Origin of the sequence: Exiguobacterium chiriqhucha RW-2 (assembly GCF_000416965.1) — a bacterium.
Lineage (GTDB): Bacteria > Bacillota > Bacilli > Exiguobacteriales > Exiguobacteriaceae > Exiguobacterium > Exiguobacterium chiriqhucha.
In genome coordinates this window covers 447,844-468,898 of sequence record NZ_ATCL01000014.1, presented here as the reverse complement: position 1 = coordinate 468,898, position 21,055 = coordinate 447,844, and the positions used below count along the sequence as shown (strand labels likewise).

17 protein-coding genes are annotated in these 21,055 nt (G+C 49.2%); 14 read left to right on the top strand and 3 right to left on the bottom strand.

Going from position 1 to position 21,055, the window contains the following annotated elements:
- Nucleotides 1-107: 107 nt before the first annotated feature.
- Both M467_RS22030 and M467_RS22025 read right to left on the bottom strand, forming a co-directional pair.
- A complete protein-coding gene (locus M467_RS22030) occupies nucleotides 108-1,013 on the bottom strand; it encodes an NAD(P)-dependent oxidoreductase (protein WP_021066336.1) in 906 nt (301 codons plus the stop codon).
- Nucleotides 1,010-1,855 carry an aldolase/citrate lyase family protein gene (locus tag M467_RS22025; protein ID WP_021066335.1) on the bottom strand — a complete coding sequence of 282 codons (846 nt, stop codon included), beginning with the start codon at nucleotides 1,853-1,855 and terminating at the stop codon, nucleotides 1,010-1,012. Before M467_RS22025 ends, M467_RS22030 begins: the two co-directional genes overlap by 4 nt.
- A gap of 283 nt (nucleotides 1,856-2,138) precedes the next feature.
- On the opposite strand from M467_RS22025, the gene M467_RS22020 reads away from it, so the two are divergent.
- Complete coding sequence (locus M467_RS22020) at nucleotides 2,139-2,786, top strand: acetyltransferase (protein ID WP_021066334.1); 648 nt, start codon at nucleotides 2,139-2,141, stop codon at nucleotides 2,784-2,786.
- A gap of 38 nt (nucleotides 2,787-2,824) precedes the next feature.
- Here the strand turns inward: M467_RS22020 and M467_RS22015 are convergent, their stop codons facing one another.
- On the bottom strand, nucleotides 2,825-3,280 hold the full coding sequence (locus tag M467_RS22015; protein WP_021066333.1) for a hypothetical protein: 456 nt from the start codon (nucleotides 3,278-3,280) through the stop codon (nucleotides 2,825-2,827).
- A 229-nt stretch (nucleotides 3,281-3,509) separates the two neighbouring features.
- Between M467_RS22015 and M467_RS31610 the strand changes: the two genes are divergently transcribed.
- The 13 genes from M467_RS31610 to M467_RS21950 all read left to right on the top strand — a co-directional run bounded on the left by M467_RS31610 (nucleotide 3,510) and on the right by M467_RS21950 (nucleotide 21,023).
- Nucleotides 3,510-5,648 (top strand): NAD-dependent epimerase/dehydratase family protein, encoded by a 2,139-nt coding sequence (locus M467_RS31610; protein WP_081637920.1) that lies wholly within the window; start codon nucleotides 3,510-3,512, stop codon nucleotides 5,646-5,648.
- Complete coding sequence (locus M467_RS22005) at nucleotides 5,638-6,507, top strand: bacterial transcriptional activator domain-containing protein (protein ID WP_021066331.1); 870 nt, start codon at nucleotides 5,638-5,640, stop codon at nucleotides 6,505-6,507. Before M467_RS31610 ends, M467_RS22005 begins: the two co-directional genes overlap by 11 nt.
- 87 nt (nucleotides 6,508-6,594) lie before the next feature.
- Nucleotides 6,595-8,178: a DUF2194 domain-containing protein gene (locus M467_RS22000; RefSeq protein ID WP_144060659.1), complete on the top strand. Its 1,584-nt coding sequence runs from the start codon at nucleotides 6,595-6,597 to the stop codon at nucleotides 8,176-8,178.
- Entirely contained in the window at nucleotides 8,175-9,614 is a 1,440-nt protein-coding gene (gene pelF / locus M467_RS21995) for a GT4 family glycosyltransferase PelF (protein ID WP_021066329.1), read from the top strand. The genes M467_RS22000 and pelF overlap by 4 nt, the downstream gene beginning before the upstream one ends.
- Nucleotides 9,577-11,013 (top strand): exopolysaccharide Pel transporter PelG, encoded by a 1,437-nt coding sequence (pelG, locus tag M467_RS21990; RefSeq protein ID WP_021066328.1) that lies wholly within the window; start codon nucleotides 9,577-9,579, stop codon nucleotides 11,011-11,013. Before pelF ends, pelG begins: the two co-directional genes overlap by 38 nt.
- Nucleotides 11,014-11,029: 16 nt before the next feature.
- Complete coding sequence (locus M467_RS21985) at nucleotides 11,030-12,760, top strand: CotH kinase family protein (protein ID WP_021066327.1); 1,731 nt, start codon at nucleotides 11,030-11,032, stop codon at nucleotides 12,758-12,760.
- The gene (locus M467_RS21980; protein ID WP_021066326.1) at nucleotides 12,757-13,455 is read left to right on the top strand and encodes a polyphosphate polymerase domain-containing protein; all 699 of its coding nucleotides are present in this window, start codon (nucleotides 12,757-12,759) and stop codon (nucleotides 13,453-13,455) included. The genes M467_RS21985 and M467_RS21980 overlap by 4 nt, the downstream gene beginning before the upstream one ends.
- Nucleotides 13,456-13,468: 13 nt before the next feature.
- Nucleotides 13,469-14,149: a DUF4956 domain-containing protein gene (locus M467_RS21975; protein ID WP_021066325.1), complete on the top strand. Its 681-nt coding sequence runs from the start codon at nucleotides 13,469-13,471 to the stop codon at nucleotides 14,147-14,149.
- A gap of 278 nt (nucleotides 14,150-14,427) precedes the next feature.
- Nucleotides 14,428-16,335, top strand: coding sequence for a beta-glucoside-specific PTS transporter subunit IIABC (locus M467_RS21970; RefSeq protein WP_021066324.1), 1,908 nt, complete (start codon nucleotides 14,428-14,430; stop codon nucleotides 16,333-16,335).
- A 37-nt stretch (nucleotides 16,336-16,372) separates the two neighbouring features.
- Nucleotides 16,373-17,824, top strand: a complete 1,452-nt coding sequence (locus M467_RS21965; protein WP_031200049.1) for a 6-phospho-beta-glucosidase — start codon at nucleotides 16,373-16,375, stop codon at nucleotides 17,822-17,824.
- 131 nt (nucleotides 17,825-17,955) lie between these two features.
- The gene (locus M467_RS21960) at nucleotides 17,956-19,497 is read left to right on the top strand and encodes a maltose/glucose-specific PTS transporter subunit IIC (protein ID WP_021066322.1); all 1,542 of its coding nucleotides are present in this window, start codon (nucleotides 17,956-17,958) and stop codon (nucleotides 19,495-19,497) included.
- 24 nt (nucleotides 19,498-19,521) lie between these two features.
- Nucleotides 19,522-20,328, top strand: coding sequence for a MurR/RpiR family transcriptional regulator (locus M467_RS21955; protein ID WP_021066321.1), 807 nt, complete (start codon nucleotides 19,522-19,524; stop codon nucleotides 20,326-20,328).
- 2 nt (nucleotides 20,329-20,330) lie between these two features.
- Nucleotides 20,331-21,023, top strand: coding sequence for an N-acetylmannosamine-6-phosphate 2-epimerase (locus tag M467_RS21950; RefSeq protein WP_081637930.1), 693 nt, complete (start codon nucleotides 20,331-20,333; stop codon nucleotides 21,021-21,023).
- Nucleotides 21,024-21,055 lie beyond the last annotated feature (32 nt).

The window sequence follows — 21,055 nt, the reverse complement described above, 5'->3', positions numbered from 1 at the left end:
GTTCCCGTAAGCCCTTCCCGGTAACTCACAAACAGAATGAGTGGTGGATAATCTTTTCGTGAAGTATAAAAAATGAAAAAAGCCGACCCTTGGGTCAGCTTCGTGTGTCAGTTAGGTTGTTCATGTAACAAGTTATGAAAGATATTATCAAACAGCCGCTCGTTCACCCGGTCCGACACGTATGAATTGTGCGGGGTGAGCGTCACCCATTCGAAGTTATAGAGCGCGTGGTCCGATGGGAGCGGCTCGGTCTCAAAGACGTCCAAGGCGACCCCGAAGAACTTCCCTTCCTCGAGTGCGGCGATGAGCGCCGTCTCGTCGATAATCGAGCCGCGCGCGACGTTCAACAAGACAGCGTCTTCTTTCATGGCCGCAAGCGCCTCCGCATCGATCATGTGATACGTCTCGTCGGTGAGCGGTAAAGCGATGACGATGACGTCACTCTCCGCCAAGACGTCGTGTAGCTCATCCATCAACACGTAACGGTCGACGAACGACACTTGTTTCTCGCGATGCCCGACGCCGATGATGGTCATATCGAACGCCCGGAGCCGCGTCGCAATCGCCTCTCCAACGTGGCCGAGGCCAAGCAAGGCGACGGTCTTTCCGGTCAGTTCGCGCAATCGACGCTCCTTCTCCCAATGCCGATTCGCCTGCTTCTCACGAAACGCCGCCCCATGCTTCATGAAGTCCAGCAATTGCCAGACGACCCATTCGGCCATCGGCACGGCATACGTGTCGCCGGCATTATAGATGCGGACGTCTCGTTCCTCGAGTTCGTCGAGCGGCAGACGGTCGAGTCCGGCGCTGATGGCTTGGACGAACCGCAGCCGTTCGAAATCCTCACATTGGCGATATTGAAACACATTGTTACAAATCAAGCCCTCGACCTCTGAGACATCGATGTCTGTTACGTCCGCTTCTTCGCGGAGCGTCGTCACCGTATAGCCGAGTTGTTCGAGTTTTGTGAGTTGTTCAGGAGCCAAACGCACTCCTGTTGACAGCAAATTCATGACAAAATCCCTTTCCGGTTCTGGATTTCCGTCGCGATGGCATCGACGGTCGAGACGAGGCTCAACCGGTTCAATTCCAACCACTCCGGTGTCGCGTATTCGAGCTGTTGCTCGTACACCCTAATTTTCCATACCCCTTCTTGGAACATTTGTGCCTGTCTGGCGTCAAATTTTCCGGTCACCCCGATATTGCAGAAGCTGCGCGACAAGATGGCGAGCGACGAGCCGAGTCGGACATGCTCCCCGAGCACCTTCTCGGCTGGGAGCTTCCCTTCCCCGATCCGGGCGATGCCACCGAAGCCGTACGGGATGCCCGATGCTTGAATTTGATGAACGACCGCCTCGATGGTCCCGTCGGCGAGCGGTTCAAACAGAAAGCTCTGCCCGTAACTGAGATGCAAGTCGTTCAATCCGATATGGACGTAGTCGATACCCGGTAGTTTGAGCACGTCCGGCATACAAGCGACGGCTTCTTTCGTCTCGCACAACAGACAGACCTTGGCTCGCTTGTCGACGAGTTCGATGAATGTCGCGACTTCGTCGCTTGTCTTATAGTATGGCAACATGACGACGTCGGCCCCGCGATTGATGACTTCATTGATCTCATAGCGTGATCCTTGGAAAATCGGATTGACACGAACAAGCAGCTCGGCATGCTTCAACACCGCACGTAACCGACTCACGTCGCGGATTGCGTGGCGTGAAATGACCGTGTCGAGATGACCTTGTCGTTCTTCTTTTCCGTTCAGTTCTAAATCGACGAATACCCAATCGACTCCGTTCTGTTCAGCGAGCAGCGCAATCTCCGGCTGGTTCGTAATGTACATCAATTTTAAAGGCATGGCGAGCACTCCTTCCGTAAGTAGATTACTTTAGGAAAATAGCCCGTCCGAAAAACAACAAAACGGAAATGCGAATAATGCTTTTGCAATCCAAACCTTTCGTATAATGTTGTTTATTTATCGTCTGCCTCGTTATTTCGGGATGAGACCCTCATGTGGAATATGCTTTGATATCAAACCATTCTCGTAACTTCTTTTTGATTTTGTTTTAAATATGGTGAATCGGAAATAACTAACGTACAGTATAAAATTCGACAGTTTTCGGCAAAAGGGGTGACCAATTATGGAATGGATTGTGATATTTGGTGCAGGCGGTCACGCACAAGTTCTCATCGATATACTTGAACTAATGGGTGTTTATCGGATTGCGGGAATTTACGATGACAGTCCCAGTCTAGTAGGAAAGTTCATTGCTGGGTATCCGGTACTAGGACTGATTGATTCTAAGCTTGTGGCTCAGAAAGGGATTATCGGGGTCGGAGTGAATCACCATCGTGAGAACATTGCCAAAAAAGTTATGAAATACAATCCAGACTTTGAATTCGTCAACGCCGTGCACCCGAGTGCTATTATCGGCAAGAACGTCACCCTCGGCGCAGGAACGGCCGTCATGGCCGGTAGCGTCATCAACCCGAATGCCGTCATCGGTCCTCATAGCATCATCAATACGATGGCGTCGGTCGATCACGACTGTGTGCTCGAACCGTTCGCTTCGGTCGCCCCGGGCGCGCATCTCGGCGGCAACGTATATGTCGGCGCCCGCACGTTCATCGGTATGAGCGCGACAGTCATCCATGGAATTCACATCGGACATGACACGGTCATCGGTGCCGGGGCCACGGTCGTCAAGGACATCCCGAATCACGTCGTCGCCTACGGCTCCCCGGCCAAACCGGTGCGGGGCCGGGTCATGAACGAACGCTACCTGTAAGCAAAAACGAGGCCACCCCGCGCCGGGTGACCTCGTTTTCATTTCAACTCGCGATGCAGCTCGCGGTCGGTGATATAGTCCGGCTCGAGTTTCAAGATAACCCGGTCGAAGGCACGCTGGAGACCAAACATCCCGATGCAGAGCGCTGCGAACAAGATAAAGAAGGACGGACCCGCCGAGCCGGAATCGTACCAGCCGAGAACCACGTACAGCATGACCAATCCGCATAACGTCAGCCAAAACGGCAACCGAACGAGCCGTTGATACGTCGCACTATGGTTGAACGATGCCCGGATTGTTCCGAGTTTCCATTCGTGAATCGCCAGCGGGATGACACCGAGAAACCCGATCCCGAGCACTATGAATTCAAATCGAGCTATGTATTGGACGAGCGTTCCCGTGATGATGGCCGAGGCCGCTCCCAGGATAAATGTCTTCGTCTTCCCTTGCCGTGCGTAATCGACAAGGCGGCGGATGTGTTGTTCACGTCTCATAGTCCTCCTCCTTCTTATTAATCAGGGTATTAAATCTATACGGATAAAAGGTAACGTATGTTTCAAACTAATATTGGAGAAAATATGTAGAATCAGCATTTAAATTCTACATTATTCGACTAATTATAAGGAGCACATTGTCCTTTCTTCGATTTTAGGTAAATGCAACATCCGTCGATTATAATATTCCTTACGCATTCTTACTTTCAAATCATGAAGGGGCTAGAAGATGAATATATTAATTACAGGCGGCTACGGATTTATTGGCAGCATTCTCGCTGAACGATTCTTTAAAGAAGGTCATCACGTACATATACTTGATAATCTCTCATCTGGCACGAAATCAAATATTGATTTCAAACATCGCTTCTTAATCTCGGACATATCCGATCCGAAGTGTGAAGCTTTTTTTAGAACATACTCCTTCGATGTCGTGATCCATTGTGCCGCATCGAATCAACATTCCCATCTATCTCACCCAGTTCAGTCGAACGTGAACGGTCTCCTTAATCTATTGACACTTTCAAAAAAATATCAGGTGAAACAATTTATTTATTGTTCGACCTTAGAGGTATATGGAAATCAGAGTGAAGGACTCATTACAGAGACAACAGTCCTTGCTCCAGCCACACCGTTCGCACTCGATCAACTCCATGGTGAAGCGTACTGTGAACAATGGTCTGAATTATACGGACTTCCAACACTCATACTTCGATTGGGCCATGTTTATGGACCGAAGCAACATACTAGTTCAGAGAGTTCACTCATCACTACTGTGACCTCTGCCGCTTCAAAAGGTACGAATATTCATCTAAATGGTAGCCCTGACTGGATATACGACTTCATTTTTGTAGGGGATGTAGCCGACGCCGTATATCGCAGTGTCATGAGTCAATTAACCGGCATATACAATCTATCGTCTAGCACTCAAACTTCTCTGCGCCGTTTATCTGAACTTCTCGGTTTGAATGACGTGACATACAGTCATACTGCCAAGACACACGCAGCTCCATTTGAAAATCGCAAATTAAAAACCGACTTGGATTGGGTACCGAAGTATACGATTGAAGAAGGATTGCACGCAACTCGGTTGTACTATGACAAACATGAAGTCACAACGTCTGTCTCAGACGAGAAGAAACCGACGAAGTTCACCGCACTCTTCTCGAACCCGTTTGTTCGAATTGCTGAGAATTTAACGTTATTTCTCATCTTTTTTGCGCTCTCACTCATCATGACACCTGTTGTAGATGCACCAGATTATTGGTTTATCTATGTGTTGTTAGCAGCCTTACTGTTTGGGAAAACCCAATCCCTCGTAGCCTCGATTTTGGCTGTTGGTGTTCAATTCTATGATCATGCTGCGACCGGTCGAAATATTCTCTCTTTGTTCGTCGATAACTCAATTCTCGCGGTATTTACAATTTACCTATTGATTGGACTAATCGTGAGTTATGTCATGGACCGTCGCAAAATTGAGATTCAGTTTTTAAAAGATGAGTTAGCCGCAACGAGTGAACGTCACCACTTCTTAAATGAGATTTATGAAGAAACACTCGATATCAAAAATCAGTTACATCAACAAATCATTCGTTCGGAAGACAGTATCGGAAGTGTTTATGAAGCGACGCGTGCACTTGACAGCTTAGAGCCAGAAGGACTGTTTGTCGGATCAATTTCTGTACTCGAAAAAACATTGAAGGCTAACCATTTCGCCATCTATTTAGTAAATCAATCTGCTTTTGCACGATTAGCAGCCAAATCAGCCAATCCCGAGTTTCACCCTAAAAATTCACTAGACCTCGAGCAACATTCGCTAGTGAACGAAGTGGTTCAATCTAAAGAAATTGTGTTTAATACAGCGCTCACTCCAGAGGAAGCCATGTTCGGCGCGCCGTTGCTCCGCCAAGGCGAAATATTTGCTGTGATTTTATGTTACCAAGTTCCGTTCCAAAACTTGACGCTGTCCTACCGAAACCTAATCGATGTTATGACGCGTTTGATCAACTCATCGCTCGATCGTTCATTTGGTTATATTGATGCCGTCCAACTTGATCGATACGTCGGAAATACAAACGCTCTGAAACAAGACTATTTCGAACGGATTGTCATACAAAAAGAACAGGCCAAAGTAGAGTTAAACATCCCTTACACGTTATTACACATTCGCGAATCCCTAACTGACACTGTCCTACACTCGGTAGATGCCACATTACGAACGACAGATTATTTAGGTTATCGTGATGACAATGAACTATATGCCCTATTATCAAACGCGACTGTGGATGAATCGCAAATCGTTATTGAACGGTTAGCCCAAAAATCCATTCATGCCGAGGTCGTGGAGGACGTATCTTATGTTGAGTAACGCCTTAATCCTCCACTATGTTTTGGCAGTGATTACTCTTGTCATCGTCTTCCTCAAACAACGGAAAGATTTTATTCCAATGGCCTTCACGCTGATCGCTTTACCATTTTTCAGTTGGGGAATCATCTACTATTTACAACGTTCGAAACACGATGCAACAGAACTCCCTGATTGGCTTTTACGAAAAGAGGCCTATGAAGACGTAAGTCTAAGCCTCCCGGATAAATCAAGTGAGACAAATATGATTTCCCTACAAGATGCATTGATTTTAAATACGAATCAAATTAAACGTAAAACACTCATGAACATCTTAAAAAATGATTTCCTCCAACAGGCACCGATGCTTGCAGCTGCTTTGAAGAGTGAAGACAATGAGACGTCTCATTACGCGGCAACCGCACTTCAACAAGCTAAAACGCACCTCTCTAAACAACTGCGTCATCTAGAACGCGAACTCGAAGAACGGCCTGAGGACCCACAAGTTATTAAATCGTATTTACAAATTTTAAAACAGATCATGGACATGGAGTTTCTAGACAGACGGACCCAAATGAAGTATGCCTACACCTATCTCCATGCGCTAGCCAATTTGATTGATGTGGATGGCCGTGCGGAAACCATCTATCATGTGGAGCGTATCCAGATGGCACTTTCGCTCGGTGAATATGAGCATGCGCTTCAAGCGAGTGATTTGTTTTTACATCAACATCCTACGAACGAAACGGCCTATTTTGAAGCAATGGCCGTTCATTATGCAATGAAAAATGTAAAGCGAGTCCACGAAATGATTCATCTGCTTCGCTCCTCTGAAGTACGTTTATCGCCGGATGGACTCAATCAACTACGATTTTGGATATAGGTGAAAACAGTGAAACATGCGTTCAAACTTGAAAAAGGATTATATATTATCGGGGTATTTATCGCCGTATTAGGTGTTCTGTTTGTTTTGATTCGATCAGACTATGTGCTGAAGCTACCTTTGTTTAACGAGTCATCCGTTAGTGCAATTCGCACCCAATCGATTGATCCTAATAAAGACGGGACAATCGATTCGTTTTTGATTATCAACAGTCAAAAAGAAACTCGTCTTAGTGCATCTTTACAAGCACGGCTTGAAGGCATCGGCAAACGTGTGACCGTGTCCTCGATTGAAAAGCTAACGAGTCTACCCGAAGCCACAACCGTCATCATCGCGACAGAACGGCTCGACTTATTACGTGACCGCGACATTCTCTTAAATTATGTAGGCAAAGGAGGAACTGTCTTTTTTGCGACGAGACCTTCTCCAAGCCCCCGTTTCATGGAGATATACCGTCACGTCGGTTTGATTGAGGTGGGTAACTTTGTCGAGACGACCGGAATTCAATTAACGAATCCGTTTTTCGGTGCCTCTGATTATCAAACATTCGAGACCGAAGAACTGATTAATTCGTCCCTAACCGTTCGTCTTGATCCGAGCGCGACATTACTCGCACGTTCGAGCCAAGATGTCCCGCTGCTTTGGCAAACCGACTATCAAGCCGGACGTTTCATTTTCTTCAACGGAACGATGATGGAGGATCCTTTAGAACATGCCTTGTTCTTTGTGGGTCTGTCACACACAGACCCAATGCTACGCCCTATTTTGAATACGAAAATCACAGCGTTACATGGCTTCCCGTTTCATAGCTCGGACGAAAGAAACATCTCATCCTCGATGACAGATCGAGACTATTATCGAAATATCTTTTGGGCAGAACTCCAGCGGGTGGAAGCTAAGTATGACTTGAACTACGTGATGGCTACGGCAAGCCCGTCTTTGAATCCCCAACTAGAGACGTCTGCTTACTCCGAAGATTTGGCACTCTATGGACGCGAGACGTTACGGTCGGGTGGTGAGGTCGCCATTATATCAGCCCCTGAAAAGCAGCAAGAAGGTTGGTATAAGGCCAATAGTCAACAACTCCAATATGCGTTGCCAGGTCTCACCGTCAAAACCGTTCTCGCTACTTCACCGCTCGACGAGACGCGGCTCAACCAATCCTTTTCAGATGTGACTGTAGCCCTTGGCGGTACCCAATTCCCTACCATGCAAGAGGACCAATTGCGACTCCCTTCTGCTCCAAGCGACTTCACCAACACAGACTTGACGAAGTGGTATACGTTTAATGAGCTCGTCTCGAGCGGACTCATCTCCACACAAATCATGCCTCAAGCCGTCACGTCAGAAGAAGGTGGCGAACAATTTCTGGCTTCTTTTAAAGACAGTCATGAGATGCAACAACGAGAAGTACCATGGCTCCGCTCCACAAAAGCGTCAGACGTAGCAGACAACCATCACTTCTTTAACGGCTCGATTTATACGAAAAAAACAGATAACACCTACACGTTCACGCTTGACGAAGGATCGGATGAAACATTCTTTTATTTCACGACACCCATCCCGGTAGCGGACTACACCGATTGTCAGCTTGAATCAATCGGTCCAGGTTTATACCTCGTGAAGTCGGAGTCGTTATCGTTCACGATTCAATTGGAGGAAACGATATGAAAATTTGTCTGATTTCAGAAGGGGCCTATCCTCACGTCACAGGTGGTGTCTCGAGCTGGATTCAATCCATCATTACGCAAATGCCTGAACATGACTTCATCGTTTATTCGATTTCCGCTAAAGAGTTAAAAGGCGCGAAGCCCAAATATACGCTCCCTCCGAATTTGATTGAATTGCGAGAAATTCATCTCGGGGATTACTTGGATCAAGCCATCGTGACCGGAAAACGTTACAAATTGACTGAAGCCGAACGGTTGGCCTTCCTCTCCCTTATGTCTAACCGTCAGACCGATTGGGATGTCCTATTCAACTTCTTTACGAGTGGCCGAATCGACTCGGTTATGAACTTTTTAGGAAGTAAAGATTTTTATGACATCGTCACCATCCTGTGTGAAAAACGTTTCATGCAAGTTCCGTTCACGGACATGTTTTGGGCGCTACGTTCGATGTTACTTCCGCTCTTCGTCTGCATCGATCAAAAAGTGCCCGTTGCCGACGTCTATCATAGCGTGTCGACGGGATACGCCGGCGTCTTAGGGGCACTTGCGAAGTATCAGTACGGAAAACCATTGCTTATCACAGAACATGGGATTTATACACGTGAACGTGAAGAAGAGATCATTAAGTCCTCATGGATCAAAGGCTACTTCAAGGATGTATGGATTGATTACTTCTACAGTTTATCCAACTGCGCCTATCAATACGCCGACGACGTCAGTACCTTGTTCGAAGGGAATCGTGAAATCCAATTGGAGCTCGGTTGCCCCCCAAACAAGACGTTTCTCATTCCAAACGGTATCGATGTCGCTCGATTTTCGCCCGAACTCCGGGCGACACGACCTGGGATTCATATCGGGGCCATCGTACGTGTTGTTCCAATCAAAGACATCAAGACGATGTTACAGGCGTTCGCGCTTGTTCAGGAGACGTTCCCTGACTCCAATTTTTATATCATCGGTCCCTTGGACGAAGATGAAGATTACTACGACGAATGCCTCGACTTAATCGACACACTTGATTTACAGAACGTACATTTTACTGGACCTGTCAACGTCACGGACTACTTGACGTTCATGGACATTCTTGTCCTCTCAAGCATTAGCGAAGGACAACCTCTGGTAATTTTAGAGGCGCTTGCGATGGAGATTCCCTTTGTCTCAACCGACGTCGGAGGGTGCCGTGAACTGTTAGAAGGACCAGAAGATCACTACGGTCCAGCCGGCACAACTGTCCCTGTCATGCATTTTCACCTGCTGGCGTTAGAGATCATAAAATTAATCGAGCGCCCGGAATCGAGAATGACATATGGACAAAATGGGCGGGAACGCGTCCTCAACCGTTACACGCTCCACATGATGATTGACCGTTATAAATCTTATTACGAGAAAGGAGAACGTCATGGCCGGAATCGGATTTCAACTGAAGCGTCTGTATGACCAATCTAGCTTTTTCGGACAACTCCGCGCCTATGGATATTCCTCGATTACTGCGGTCGGTCCTATGTTTTTATCCATTCTGTTAATCACAGCATCACGCGAATGGCTTCTCTTTTTGGACGTCGCCGCAACAGAAATTAACATCTATATGGCAGCGGTCCAATACACATTTATCTTCTCTCAATTGCTGACCGGTGGCTTTTTGTTCACGATTTCTCGGTTCGTAGCCGATCAGACGTTTTTAGAGAAAGAAGAGCACGTCTTGTCGTCTTTATACGGACTCATCAGTCTCGTCGTCTTAATCGGGTTTGTGATGACAGTCGTCTTCTACGCCGGGTCTCCGCTACCTTTCAGCTATAAGCTCGTGACGTATTTATACTTCACCCAGCTCTCTGTCATTTGGATTTTATCGATGTATGTGTCCGCTCTGAAAGACTACAAAAAAATCGTCAAGAGCTATTTACTCGGAACGATTGTCGCGGCATTTTTCATTTGGCTGTTGACGGGACCACTCGATTCAGCGACACCGACCTCGGTCTTCATCGGACTAAACATCGGCTTTTTTATCATCTTGATTCGGTTATTCCGAGACATCCACAATTACTTTCAAGTGAACGATCGTAATTACTTTTATTTTCTCGTCTATCTCGAGAAGTACCCGCTCCTGTTTTTAATTGGTGTTGCCTATTATTTCGGATTATACGGACATAATTTGGCGACTTGGTTTGGAGACCGGGCCATCGTTGTCGGGGAGACCTTCTTAATGGCGCCTTACTATGACACCCCGGTGTTCTACGCCTATTTGAGCGTCTTACCTTCTCTCGTGTTGTTTATGGTCACGCTCGAGACGACTTTTTATACGACGTATAAAAAATATTACGGTCGGATTTTGAACGGATACCCGTACAAAGATATTCAGAACGCAAAACAAGAGATGTATCGAACACTTGGTTCCGAGCTCTTGTTCATGGCTCAAGTTCAAATGTTAATCACGTTCATCTTCTTATTTTTAGGTGTGCGTATGCTTCCCTTCCTAGGGATGACGCAAAACCAAATCGATATTTACATTATCGTGGTACTCGGTAGTTGGTTCCTCAGTTTGATCATCACGTTCTTCTTGATTTTGCTTTATTTTGACGAACGTCGCGCTGCCATCAGTTTGACTGGATTTTATGCGGTGGCGAGCTTCACGACTACCCTGTTGTTTGTACTCGGTTTCGATATGTACGGCGTCGGCATGTTCCTCTCCTCCGTCCTCGGGTTTCTATGGGGAGCTCGTCTGCTCATCCGGAGCTTAAATGACATCGACTATACCACGTTCTGTTCACAGCCGATTGTCTACCAAGAAATCACGACGAAAACCGAACGATTCTTGCGACGAATCGGCAGCTTGTCATGAAAGAAGGAGTTAATTAATGAAACGGTTGCCTTATCCGAAAACGACAGTCAGTATCATCTGCTTATTTTTTGTTTTGCTTGGCCTTCAAGCCATTCTAAAGTCTCCATCGACACCGACGTCGACATCAGCCTCATCGACTGTCACATCGCCCGAGACGAAATCGTCCGAAACGTCGTTCGCTGAAGACAAACGGGTGTATGCCAGCCATGATGGTAACCGGCTTGAGCACGTATACGTCACTGTGTTCGACCAAAAGTCGGTACCGGAAAACGATATCACTCTGTATGATATAAATGAATCGTATAAACAGTATAGCAACCTCGAGAGCGGTCCAAAGCTGTTCGTCCATTTTGAGTCAGGCGATGCTGAGGGTCCTGATTCCCTCAACTTATTTGATGACGCGACCGTCAATGCCACCATCGAACTACGGGGGCGATCGAGCCGTTTAGAACCACAAAAGTCGTATAAAATCCGACTCCAAGACAGCGCCGGGCTGTGGTACGGCCAAAGTGTACTGAATTTAAATAAACATGCGGACGACCGGACACGAGTTCGCAATCGTTTGGCCTTCGCCTATTACGAACAACTCGATGATATCTCAAGTTTACGTACCAACTTCGTTCAATTGCATGTCCGCGATATGACGGATCCGAGCCAGGCTGACGAATTTGTCAGTTACGGCCTCTATACGCATGTCGAACAACTGAATGAGGAGGCGCTCTCTGCGCGCGGATTGAACCCAGATGGTCATTTATACAAAGCAGAAAACTTTGAGTTTCATCGCTATCCGGATGCCTTAAAAGCGAAAGACGATCCGACTTATGACAAAAAAGCATTCGAGTCGGTGCTCAAAATTAATGGTTCGGATAATCATGAAGAGTTGTTGACCATGCTCGATGATTTGAATGATTTATCCAAACCGTTCGACGAAGTATTCGACACCTATTTCGATGAGGACAATTACTTAACATGGCTTGGGACGAATATTTTGTTTGGAAACTATGACACGATGTCGACGAACTATTATTTATATAGTCCGCTCAACTCAGAAAAATGGTATTTCATGCCTTGGGACTTCGACAAAGCACTCGGGCGAGATACTGAACGGACGGACGTCATGCCAAGTTGGCAACAAGGTGTCCAACGTTACTGGGGAACTGTCCTCCATCGCCGTTATTTAAAAGACCCGGATCACGTCGAGGCACTGAAGACAAAAATGGAGGAATTGACGCGCGTCATCAATGCGGACAATACGAAACGATTGATTGATGGATTCTATCCGGTTGTCGCCCCACTCGTCACGAGTGAACCAGATATTCGCTTCTTAAGCGTCGAAGCAAAAGATTATGCGACGAGTTATCGTACACTCGAAAATATCACTTCGAAATATCATAAAGATTTTATTCGATCTCTCGAAAATCCAATGCCGATTTTCCTTAACCATGCTCGTGAAGGGAAGCAAGATGTCTTCCGATGGGATGCTTCATACGACATCCAAAACGATGAGTTACGATATCACTTTGAATTGAGTAAATCTCCTGATTTTTCGACGCTCGTCACCGAAAAGCAAAACATGACGACGTTTTCTCAGTCGATTCCAAGCCTTGACCCCGGTCGTTACTATTGGCGTGTCACGGTCACAGACGCGGAAGGAAATACACAAATCCCATTTGACTATTACCGTGATAACGACCGTACGATGCATTGGGGAGTCCAACAAATTGTCATACCAGGAGCAAAACCATGAAGCGATTCCGACACGAACTCAAATACTTTATTAATGAAAAAGATTACGCGACCCTTCGCGACAAAATCAGTCTCGTCCTGACCCAAGACCGGCACTCCGTCAGTCGGGACGGCTACTTGATTCGCAGTCTTTATTTCGACAACGTGTATGATCACGATTTGATTCAAAAAAACAGTGGAATCTTCCGCCGTAAAAAGTTTCGGATTCGAACGTACAACTACTCAGAAGACGTCATCAAGCTCGAGAAAAAAAGTCGGCAAGGTGAATACATTTTAAAATCCTCTGTCCCGATTACGCGTGAAGAATATGAACAAATCTTAGACTGGGACTATGACTTCTTGTTGAAAAAAACAGGGCAGCTATATCAAGAGTTTTACTACTATCTGACGAGTTCCCAAATGCGTCCCCGTGTCATCGTCGACTATGTCCGTGAGGCATACGTCGGGACCCTCGGCAATGTCCGGGTCACGTTTGATAAAGAGCTCAGCTTCGTCACGAACAGTGTCGATTTGTTCGAGAAGCACCCTGTATCGGAAGAAGTACTCGACTATCCAAAGACGATTTTGGAAGTGAAGTACGATGAATTCTTGCCGGAATATGTACGCCAATTATTGCAGTTAGAGTCACACCAACGATCTGCCATTTCGAAGTATGTTCACTGTCGGATGGCCAGCATTCGTTATCATGGATTATGAAAGAGTGGAATCAATGGATACAACAATAAACTTTAACGATGTCATTAAAAATAGCTTCTTAAACGAATTTACCTTCGGAAATTTATCAATTATCGATGTGATGTTAGGGTTGTTGACTGCTTTTATTGCCGGCGGCTTCATCTACTTCATCTATAAAATGACATACCGAGGTGTCCTGTACAGTCCGAGTTTCAATGCCACGTTGCTCGTCATGACGATGATTACGTGCCTCGTCATTATGACCATTTCGACGAACGTCGTCTTATCACTCGGGATGGTCGGTGCACTTAGTATCGTCCGTTTCCGGACAGCCATCAAAGACCCGTTCGACGTCGTCTTTATGTTTTGGGCAATCGCGGCCGGCATCTCGAGTGGCGCGGGACTCTACTTTTTGACGTTGTTCGGCGCGGTTGTCGTCGGAGCTGTCATCTTCATGTTGTCCCGGAAAAAGCATACCGATACGCTTTATCTTCTCGTAATCCATTACTATGAAGATGGGAACGATGAAGTACGACGTGAACTGCAGCAACTCGATTACACGCTCAAATCAAAAATCGTTCGGAAAGATGTCGTCGAATTGACGGCGGAGTTACGCTTGAAGATCGACAATACAGCTTTCATGAACCGATTGAACGATATTGAAGAAGTCCGCGACGTCTCACTCGTCCAATACAACGGAGACTACGCCGTATAATCCAATCCAATGGACTCGCCTCATGGTGAGTCCATTTTTGTCTAAATAAAGAAATCTGAAAATTCCTAAATGTAAGCGTTGACATTTTGTTTTGGCACGTGCTACATTTCAAGTATCAAATAACAACTGAACGGTCTCCTGCGCAGGAATGTTACCTTTAGTGGGCATAACCTGACTCGAGTCAGATGGTAGACGTGATTTCACGTATCTCATCTGACACGGGTCAGGTTTTTTATTTGACGCAAACCAAAAATCCAATGAAAAAGGAAGGTATGGACATGAAGTATGAACAGCTCGCACGCGACATTATCCAGCAAGTCGGCGGCAAAGAGAACGTCAACAGCGTCGTCCACTGTATCACCCGTTTGCGCTTCAAATTAAAAGACGAGAACAAGGCCAACACGGAAGCGCTCAAAAACATGGATGGTGTCGTCACCGTCATGAAGAGCGGCGGCCAATACCAGGTCGTCATCGGCAACCACGTCCCCGACGTCTATAAAGCCGTCGTCGAAGTCGGCGGTTTCCAAAACCAGTCACCTGTTGAAGAAGAGGAAGGCCCGAAAGGATCATTATTCAGCCGGTTCATCGATATCATCTCTAGCATCTTCACCCCTGTCCTCGGCGTCTTGGCCGCGACCGGGATGATTAAAGGGTTCAACGCCCTCTTCGTCGCCCTCGGTTGGCTCGACGCCACATCCGGCACGTATCAGCTGTTGAACGCCATCGGCGACTCGTTGTTCTACTTCTTCCCAATCTTCCTTGGCTATACGGCCATTAAGAAGTTCGGCGGCAGTCCGTTTATCGGGATGGCCATCGGGGCGGCGCTCGTCTATCCGACGCTGTCGACGCTCACGGCCGGTGACCCGCTCTACACCGTTTTCGCCGGCACCATGTTCGAGTCACCGATCCATATCACGTTCCTCGGTGTGCCGGTCATCTTGATGACATACTCGACATCGGTCATTCCGATCATTATCGCGGCGTTCTTCGCAGCGAAGCTTGAGAACTTCTTGAAGACGGTCATCCCGGACGTCGTCAAAATGTTCATCGTCCCGTTACTTACATTGCTCATCATCGTTCCGCTCACGTTCATCTTGATCGGACCAATCGCGACATGGGCTGGTATGTTGCTCGGTAGCGCCACGGTCGCCGTCTACAACTTGAGCCCGCTCGTCGCCGGGATCTTCCTTGGCGGTCTCTGGCAGGTGTTCGTCATCTTCGGCTTGCACTGGGGACTCGTCCCGGTCGCCATCAACAACTTGACGTCACTCGGGGCAGACCCGGTACTCGCACTCGTCTTCGCAGCCTCATTCGCGCAAATCGGTGCCGTACTCGCAGTCTTCCTTCGCATTAAAAATCAAAAGATCAAAACGCTCTCTATCCCGGCCTTCATCTCAGGCATCTTCGGGGTCACCGAGCCGGCCATTTACGGGGTCACGCTCCCGCTCAAGAAACCGTTCATCATGAGCTGTATCGGTGGTGCCGTCGGTGGTGGGATCATGGGCATCATGGGTACACAAGTGTATATCATCGGTGGACTCGGCGTCTTCGGGTACCCGTCGAACATCTCGCCGGAAGGCATCACGACTGGCTTCTACGGCTCACTCATCGGGACGGCCGCCGCCTTCGTCGTCGGTTTCGTCTTAACGTATCTCTTCGGTGGCGTCAATAAAGCGGTCGCCGCGACACCACAACCAGAAGTCACACCGGTCTCACAAGAAGTATCAGCGACAAAAGTCGGCCAAGAGCAAATCCTCAGTCCACTTGCCGGCAACGTCGTCAACTTGAAAGACATCTCGGACGTCGCCTTCTCATCGGGCTCACTCGGCCAAGGCGTCGCCATCGAACCGACGGAAGGCAAGCTCGTCGCCCCGGTATCTGGGACGGTATCCGCTCTCTTCCCAACGCATCACGCCATAGGCATCACGACCGAGACAGGAGCTGAGGTGCTCATCCATATCGGCATGGACACGGTTCAACTCGAAGGCAAACACTTTAAAGCACACGTCACGCAAGGCGAGTTCGTCGAGAAAGGACAGCTGTTGATCGAGTTCGACCTCGACGCCATCAAACGCTCTGGCCGTGCCCTCACAACACCGGTCATCGTCACGAACCGGAAAGTGATTTCACCGAGCCACGCCACAAACGTGCGCTCAGGCGAAGCCTTGTTTGTCATCAACGAATGAATGCGGGAGGGTTCGTCCCTCCCCTACTTTAGAAAGGATGGATTTGATGAGTTTTCCAAACGGATTTTTATGGGGCGGCGCCATCGCCGCGAACCAAGCTGAAGGTGCGTACTTAGAAGGCGGCAAAGGCTTGACGACGGTCGACTTGTTGCCGACCGGGAAGAAACGGTTCGACGTCATGTTCGGCGACTTGCCGTCACTTGAGCCGGTGCCGGGCGAGTTTTATCCGTCGCACGAGGCGATCGACTTCTATCACCGCTACAAAGAAGATATCGCCCTGTTCGCCGAGATGGGCTTCAAGGCGCTCCGCCTGTCGATCTCATGGGCACGTATCTTCCCGAACGGCGACGACGCCGAGCCGAACGAGGCCGGACTACAGTTTTATGACGACGTCTTCGACGAGCTGTTGAAGCACGGTATCGAGCCGGTCGTCACGATCGCCCACTTCGACGTGCCGGTCAGCCTCATCCAAAACTACGGCAGTTGGCGCGACCGCCGTGTCGTCGACTTCTTCGAGACGTACGCGACGACGCTGTTCACCCGCTATAACGGCAAAGTGAAGTATTGGATGACGTTCAACGAAATCAATATGTTGCTCCATTTGCCGTTCATCGGCGCCGGACTCGTCTTCGAAGACGGGGAGGACAAGCAGCAAGTGAAATACCAGGCGGCGCATCATCAGCTCGTCGCGAGCGCGAAAGCGGTCAAGGCGGCGCACGCCATCAACCCCGACATGCAAGTCGGCTGCATGCTCGCGGCCGGTCAGACGTACGCCTACTCGTGCAACCCGGACGACGTCTTGGACGCGATGGACAAGGACCGTGAATCGTTCTTCTTCATCGATGTCCAGTCGCGTGGCGAATACCCAGGCTATGCCAAACGTTTCCTCGACGAAAACGGCATCACGCTCGAGATGGAAGACGGCGACCTCGAGTTGTTGAAACAGCATACGGTCGACTATATCGGCTTCAGCTATTATGCGAGCCGGACGACGAGCACGGACCCGGAGATCAACGCATCGACCGAAGGCAACATCTTCAGCTCGCTCGAGAACCCGTTCCTCGAAAAGTCGGAATGGGGCTGGACGATTGATCCGACCGGCTTCCGTATCACGGCGAATCAGCTGTACGACCGCTACCAGAAGCCGTTGTTCGTCGTCGAGAATGGACTCGGTGCCGTCGACGCACCGGACTCAAACGGCTACGTCGAAGACGATTACCGCATCGACTATATGGCGAAGCATATTGAACAGATGCATGAGGCCATCAAGGACGGCGTCGAAATTCTTGGCTATACGAGCTGGGGCCCGATCGACTTGGTCAGCGCCTCGACCGGCGAGATGAAGAAACGTTACGGCTTCATCTACGTCGACAAAGACAATGAAGGTAACGGGTCCCTCACCCGCTCGAAGAAGAAGAGCTTTGATTGGTATAAGCAAGTTATCACGACGAATGGCGAAAAAGTGACCCCTACTGTCAAAACCACATAACCATGCGAATCGAACCGGTCCCGTTGACTGGTTCGATTTTTTGTTAAAAAGATTTTCACCGTAACCGCTTGCATAAAAATATTTTTCATATTATGATTCAGGTGAAAATAATTTTAAGGAGGATTTATCTCATGTCACGTCTATTCGAACGGGCACAACAATTCGGGAAATCATTTATGTTGCCCATCGCTGTCTTACCTGCAGCGGGACTACTGCTCGGGATTGGAGGTGCGCTCTCGAACCCGAACACGGTCCAAGCGTATCCATTCCTAGACATCACCTGGCTCCAGCATTTATTCACGATTATGGCCGCCGCCGGGTCGATCGTCTTCGCCAACTTGGCCGTCCTGTTCGCAATCGGGGTCGCGGTCGGGCTCGCCAAGTCGGATAAAGGGACAGCGGGACTCGCCGCCATGCTCGGTTATCTGATTATGAACGCCACCATCAACGCCATGCTTCAAATCACGGGTGAATTGATGGAGACGGATCTCGCCAGTGCCGGCCAAGGGATGGCGCTCGGGATTCAAACGCTCGAGACCGGGGTCTTCGGCGGGATTTTAATCGGGATTGTGACGGCGCTCTTGCATAACCGCTACAACAAGCAAGTGCTCCCGCAGTTCCTCGGCTTCTTCAGCGGATCGCGCTTCGTACCGATCATCACGTCGTTCGTCGCCATCGGTGTCGGGATTGCGCTTTACTTCATCTGGCCGACGGTCCAAAGCGGAATCTTCTCGCTCGGCGGACTCGTCGACAAGACAGGCTATATCGGGACGTTCATCTACGGCTTCGTGCTCCGGATGCTCGGACCGTTCGGGTTGCACCACATCTTCTACATCCCATTTTGGACGACCGGCCTCGGGGGCTCAATGGTCATCGACGGGACGTTGATTGAAGGGACGCAGAAAATCTTCTTCGCCCAGCTCGCTGATCCGAGCACGACGCAGTTCTATGAAGGGACGGCCCGCTTCATGTCAGGTCGCTTCATCACGATGATGTTCGGTCTGCTCGGTGCCGCGCTCGCCATGTATCATTGCGCGAAACCAGAACAGAAGAAAGTCGTCTTTGGCCTCTTGTTCTCGGCGGCGCTCACGTCGTTCTTGACAGGGATCACCGAGCCGCTCGAATTCGCCTTCTTGTTCGTGGCACCGGTCCTCTACTTGGTCCACGCCATCTTCGACGGACTTGCCTTCATGATGGCCCACATCTTCGAAATCACGATTGGTCAAACGTTCTCAGGTGGGTTCATCGACTTTATCTTATTCGGGGTTTTACAGGGAAATGACAAGACGAACTGGATGCTCGTACCGGTCATCGGTGCCTTCTGGTTCTTGCTCTACTACGTGACGTTCCGTTTCCTCATCACGAAGTTCAACTTCATGACGCCGGGACGTTCAGACGAGACAGCTGTGAAAGCAGCCGACGTCGACGCATCAGACCGCACGACAGCCATCATCGCAGCGCTTGGTGGCGATGCCAACATCGACACGGTTGACTGCTGTGCGACACGCCTCCGCGTCACCGTCAACGACCACCAGCACGTCCGCGAGGATTTGTTGAAGGCGACGGGCGCCCACGGGGTCGTGCAAAAAGGAAATGGGATTCAAGTAATTTACGGTCCTTCTGTTACAATTATTAAGAATGAAGTCCAAGAGGCGTTAGGCCGGGGCGAATAACGAATTGTGTTGGAGGGAACAGCCGTGTGGGAACAAATGAAAGACGTCTATCCAGATATGACGGACAGTGAGAAAAAGATTGCCGATTACCTCATGACGAATATGAACGACGCCATCGAGTTGACGATCACCGAGTTGGCGCAAGCCATCCAGACGTCACCTGGGACCGTGACCCGGTTCTGCAAGACGATTGGGGTAGGGAGTTATTCGGCACTGAAGCTCATGATGCAAAAGACATTGACGGAAACGAACTTACCCCAGACGGCGACGTCACTCGAACCGATGCAACGGTCGTATATCGAATTGATTCAGACGACCGCTCACTTGATCGACCAAGAGGAACTCCTCGCTATCTGCGATCATATCCGACGTTGCCGCTCGGTCCATTTATATGGGCTCGGTAACGCCGGGCTCGTCGCTCAAGAGATGGAATATCGCTTACGGCGGATGGGACTGCTCGCCACTACGGCGTTCGATAGCCATAGTATGGTCATGGACGCCTCGATTGCGACGAAAGACGACTTGATTATCGCCTTCTCGAACAGCGGTGAGAGCCGTGAGGTCGTCCAAGCCGTCCAGCTCGCCAAAGAATCGGGCTGCACGACCATCGCTTTCGTCGGCTATCAGCACTCCCCGCTCGCCGAGCTCGTCGACCATCGACTGTTGACGGCCGGTGCGTCGGGCGAGGCGTTCTTGATCAACACACAGCTCCCGCTCCTGTTCACGGCGGACGCGGTAACGAAGACGTTGATGGAAACGAATGAAGACTTAAAAGCGCATTATCTAAAAACACTCAAAGCGCTCGACCGATTAAAAGAAAGAAGTGATTAATGATGACCGATTTACCAAGCGGATTGATCGTCTCCTGCCAAGCACTCGAAGATGAACCGCTCCATAGCGACTACATCATGGGCCGGATGGCCATCGCAGCCGTTCAAGGCGGGGCCAAAGGCATCCGTGCCAACTCGGCGAAAGACATCCGTGAAATCAAACAGCAAGTGAACGTCCCGATCATCGGGATCGTCAAACGTGACTACGCGGACAGCGACGTATTCATCACGGCGACGATGAAAGAAGTCGAGGAGCTGACCGAGGTCGGCGTCGACGTCATCGCCCTCGATGCGACACACCGCCTACGTCCCGGCAACATGACGCTGCAAGAACTCGTCCACGCCATCCGTTCGATTTATCCGAATCAACTCCTCATGGCCGACTGTGCGACGCTTGAGGATTGTATCGAAGCGGATCGACTCGGCTTCGACTACATCTCGACGACGCTCCACGGCTATACGGCCGAGACGAACGGCTCGCTCCTCTTCCACGACGACTTCAAGTTTTTGAAAGACGTGCTCGATCACGTCACACAACCGGTCGTCGCCGAAGGCAACATCTTGACGCCAGAGATGGCGAAACGCTGCATGGACCTCGGCACACACGCCGTCGTCGTCGGTGGGGCTATCACACGCCCGCAACAGATTACGGCACGATTTGAAGAGGCGATGTCTTCTTCATTGCACACAAAATAAAAAGAGTGTTTCTTGTTTCATTTCGAAACAGG

Bases quoted from the DNA above. Each gene is read 5' to 3' on its own strand.
- M467_RS22030 (WP_021066336.1), bottom strand. From the start codon at position 1,013: ATGAATTTGCTGTCAACAGGAGTGCGTTTGGCTCCTGAACAACTCACA.
- M467_RS22025 (WP_021066335.1), bottom strand. From the start codon at position 1,855: ATGCCTTTAAAATTGATGTACATTACGAACCAGCCGGAGATTGCGCTG.
- M467_RS22020 (WP_021066334.1), top strand. From the start codon at position 2,139: ATGGAATGGATTGTGATATTTGGTGCAGGCGGTCACGCACAAGTTCTC.
- M467_RS22015 (WP_021066333.1), bottom strand. From the start codon at position 3,280: ATGAGACGTGAACAACACATCCGCCGCCTTGTCGATTACGCACGGCAA.
- M467_RS31610 (WP_081637920.1), top strand. From the start codon at position 3,510: ATGAATATATTAATTACAGGCGGCTACGGATTTATTGGCAGCATTCTC.
- M467_RS22005 (WP_021066331.1), top strand. From the start codon at position 5,638: ATGTTGAGTAACGCCTTAATCCTCCACTATGTTTTGGCAGTGATTACT.
- pelF (WP_021066329.1), top strand. From the start codon at position 8,175: ATGAAAATTTGTCTGATTTCAGAAGGGGCCTATCCTCACGTCACAGGT.
- pelG (WP_021066328.1), top strand. From the start codon at position 9,577: ATGGCCGGAATCGGATTTCAACTGAAGCGTCTGTATGACCAATCTAGC.
- M467_RS21985 (WP_021066327.1), top strand. From the start codon at position 11,030: ATGAAACGGTTGCCTTATCCGAAAACGACAGTCAGTATCATCTGCTTA.
- M467_RS21980 (WP_021066326.1), top strand. From the start codon at position 12,757: ATGAAGCGATTCCGACACGAACTCAAATACTTTATTAATGAAAAAGAT.
- M467_RS21975 (WP_021066325.1), top strand. From the start codon at position 13,469: ATGGATACAACAATAAACTTTAACGATGTCATTAAAAATAGCTTCTTA.
- M467_RS21970 (WP_021066324.1), top strand. From the start codon at position 14,428: ATGAAGTATGAACAGCTCGCACGCGACATTATCCAGCAAGTCGGCGGC.
- M467_RS21965 (WP_031200049.1), top strand. From the start codon at position 16,373: ATGGATTTGATGAGTTTTCCAAACGGATTTTTATGGGGCGGCGCCATC.
- M467_RS21960 (WP_021066322.1), top strand. From the start codon at position 17,956: ATGTCACGTCTATTCGAACGGGCACAACAATTCGGGAAATCATTTATG.
- M467_RS21950 (WP_081637930.1), top strand. From the start codon at position 20,331: ATGACCGATTTACCAAGCGGATTGATCGTCTCCTGCCAAGCACTCGAA.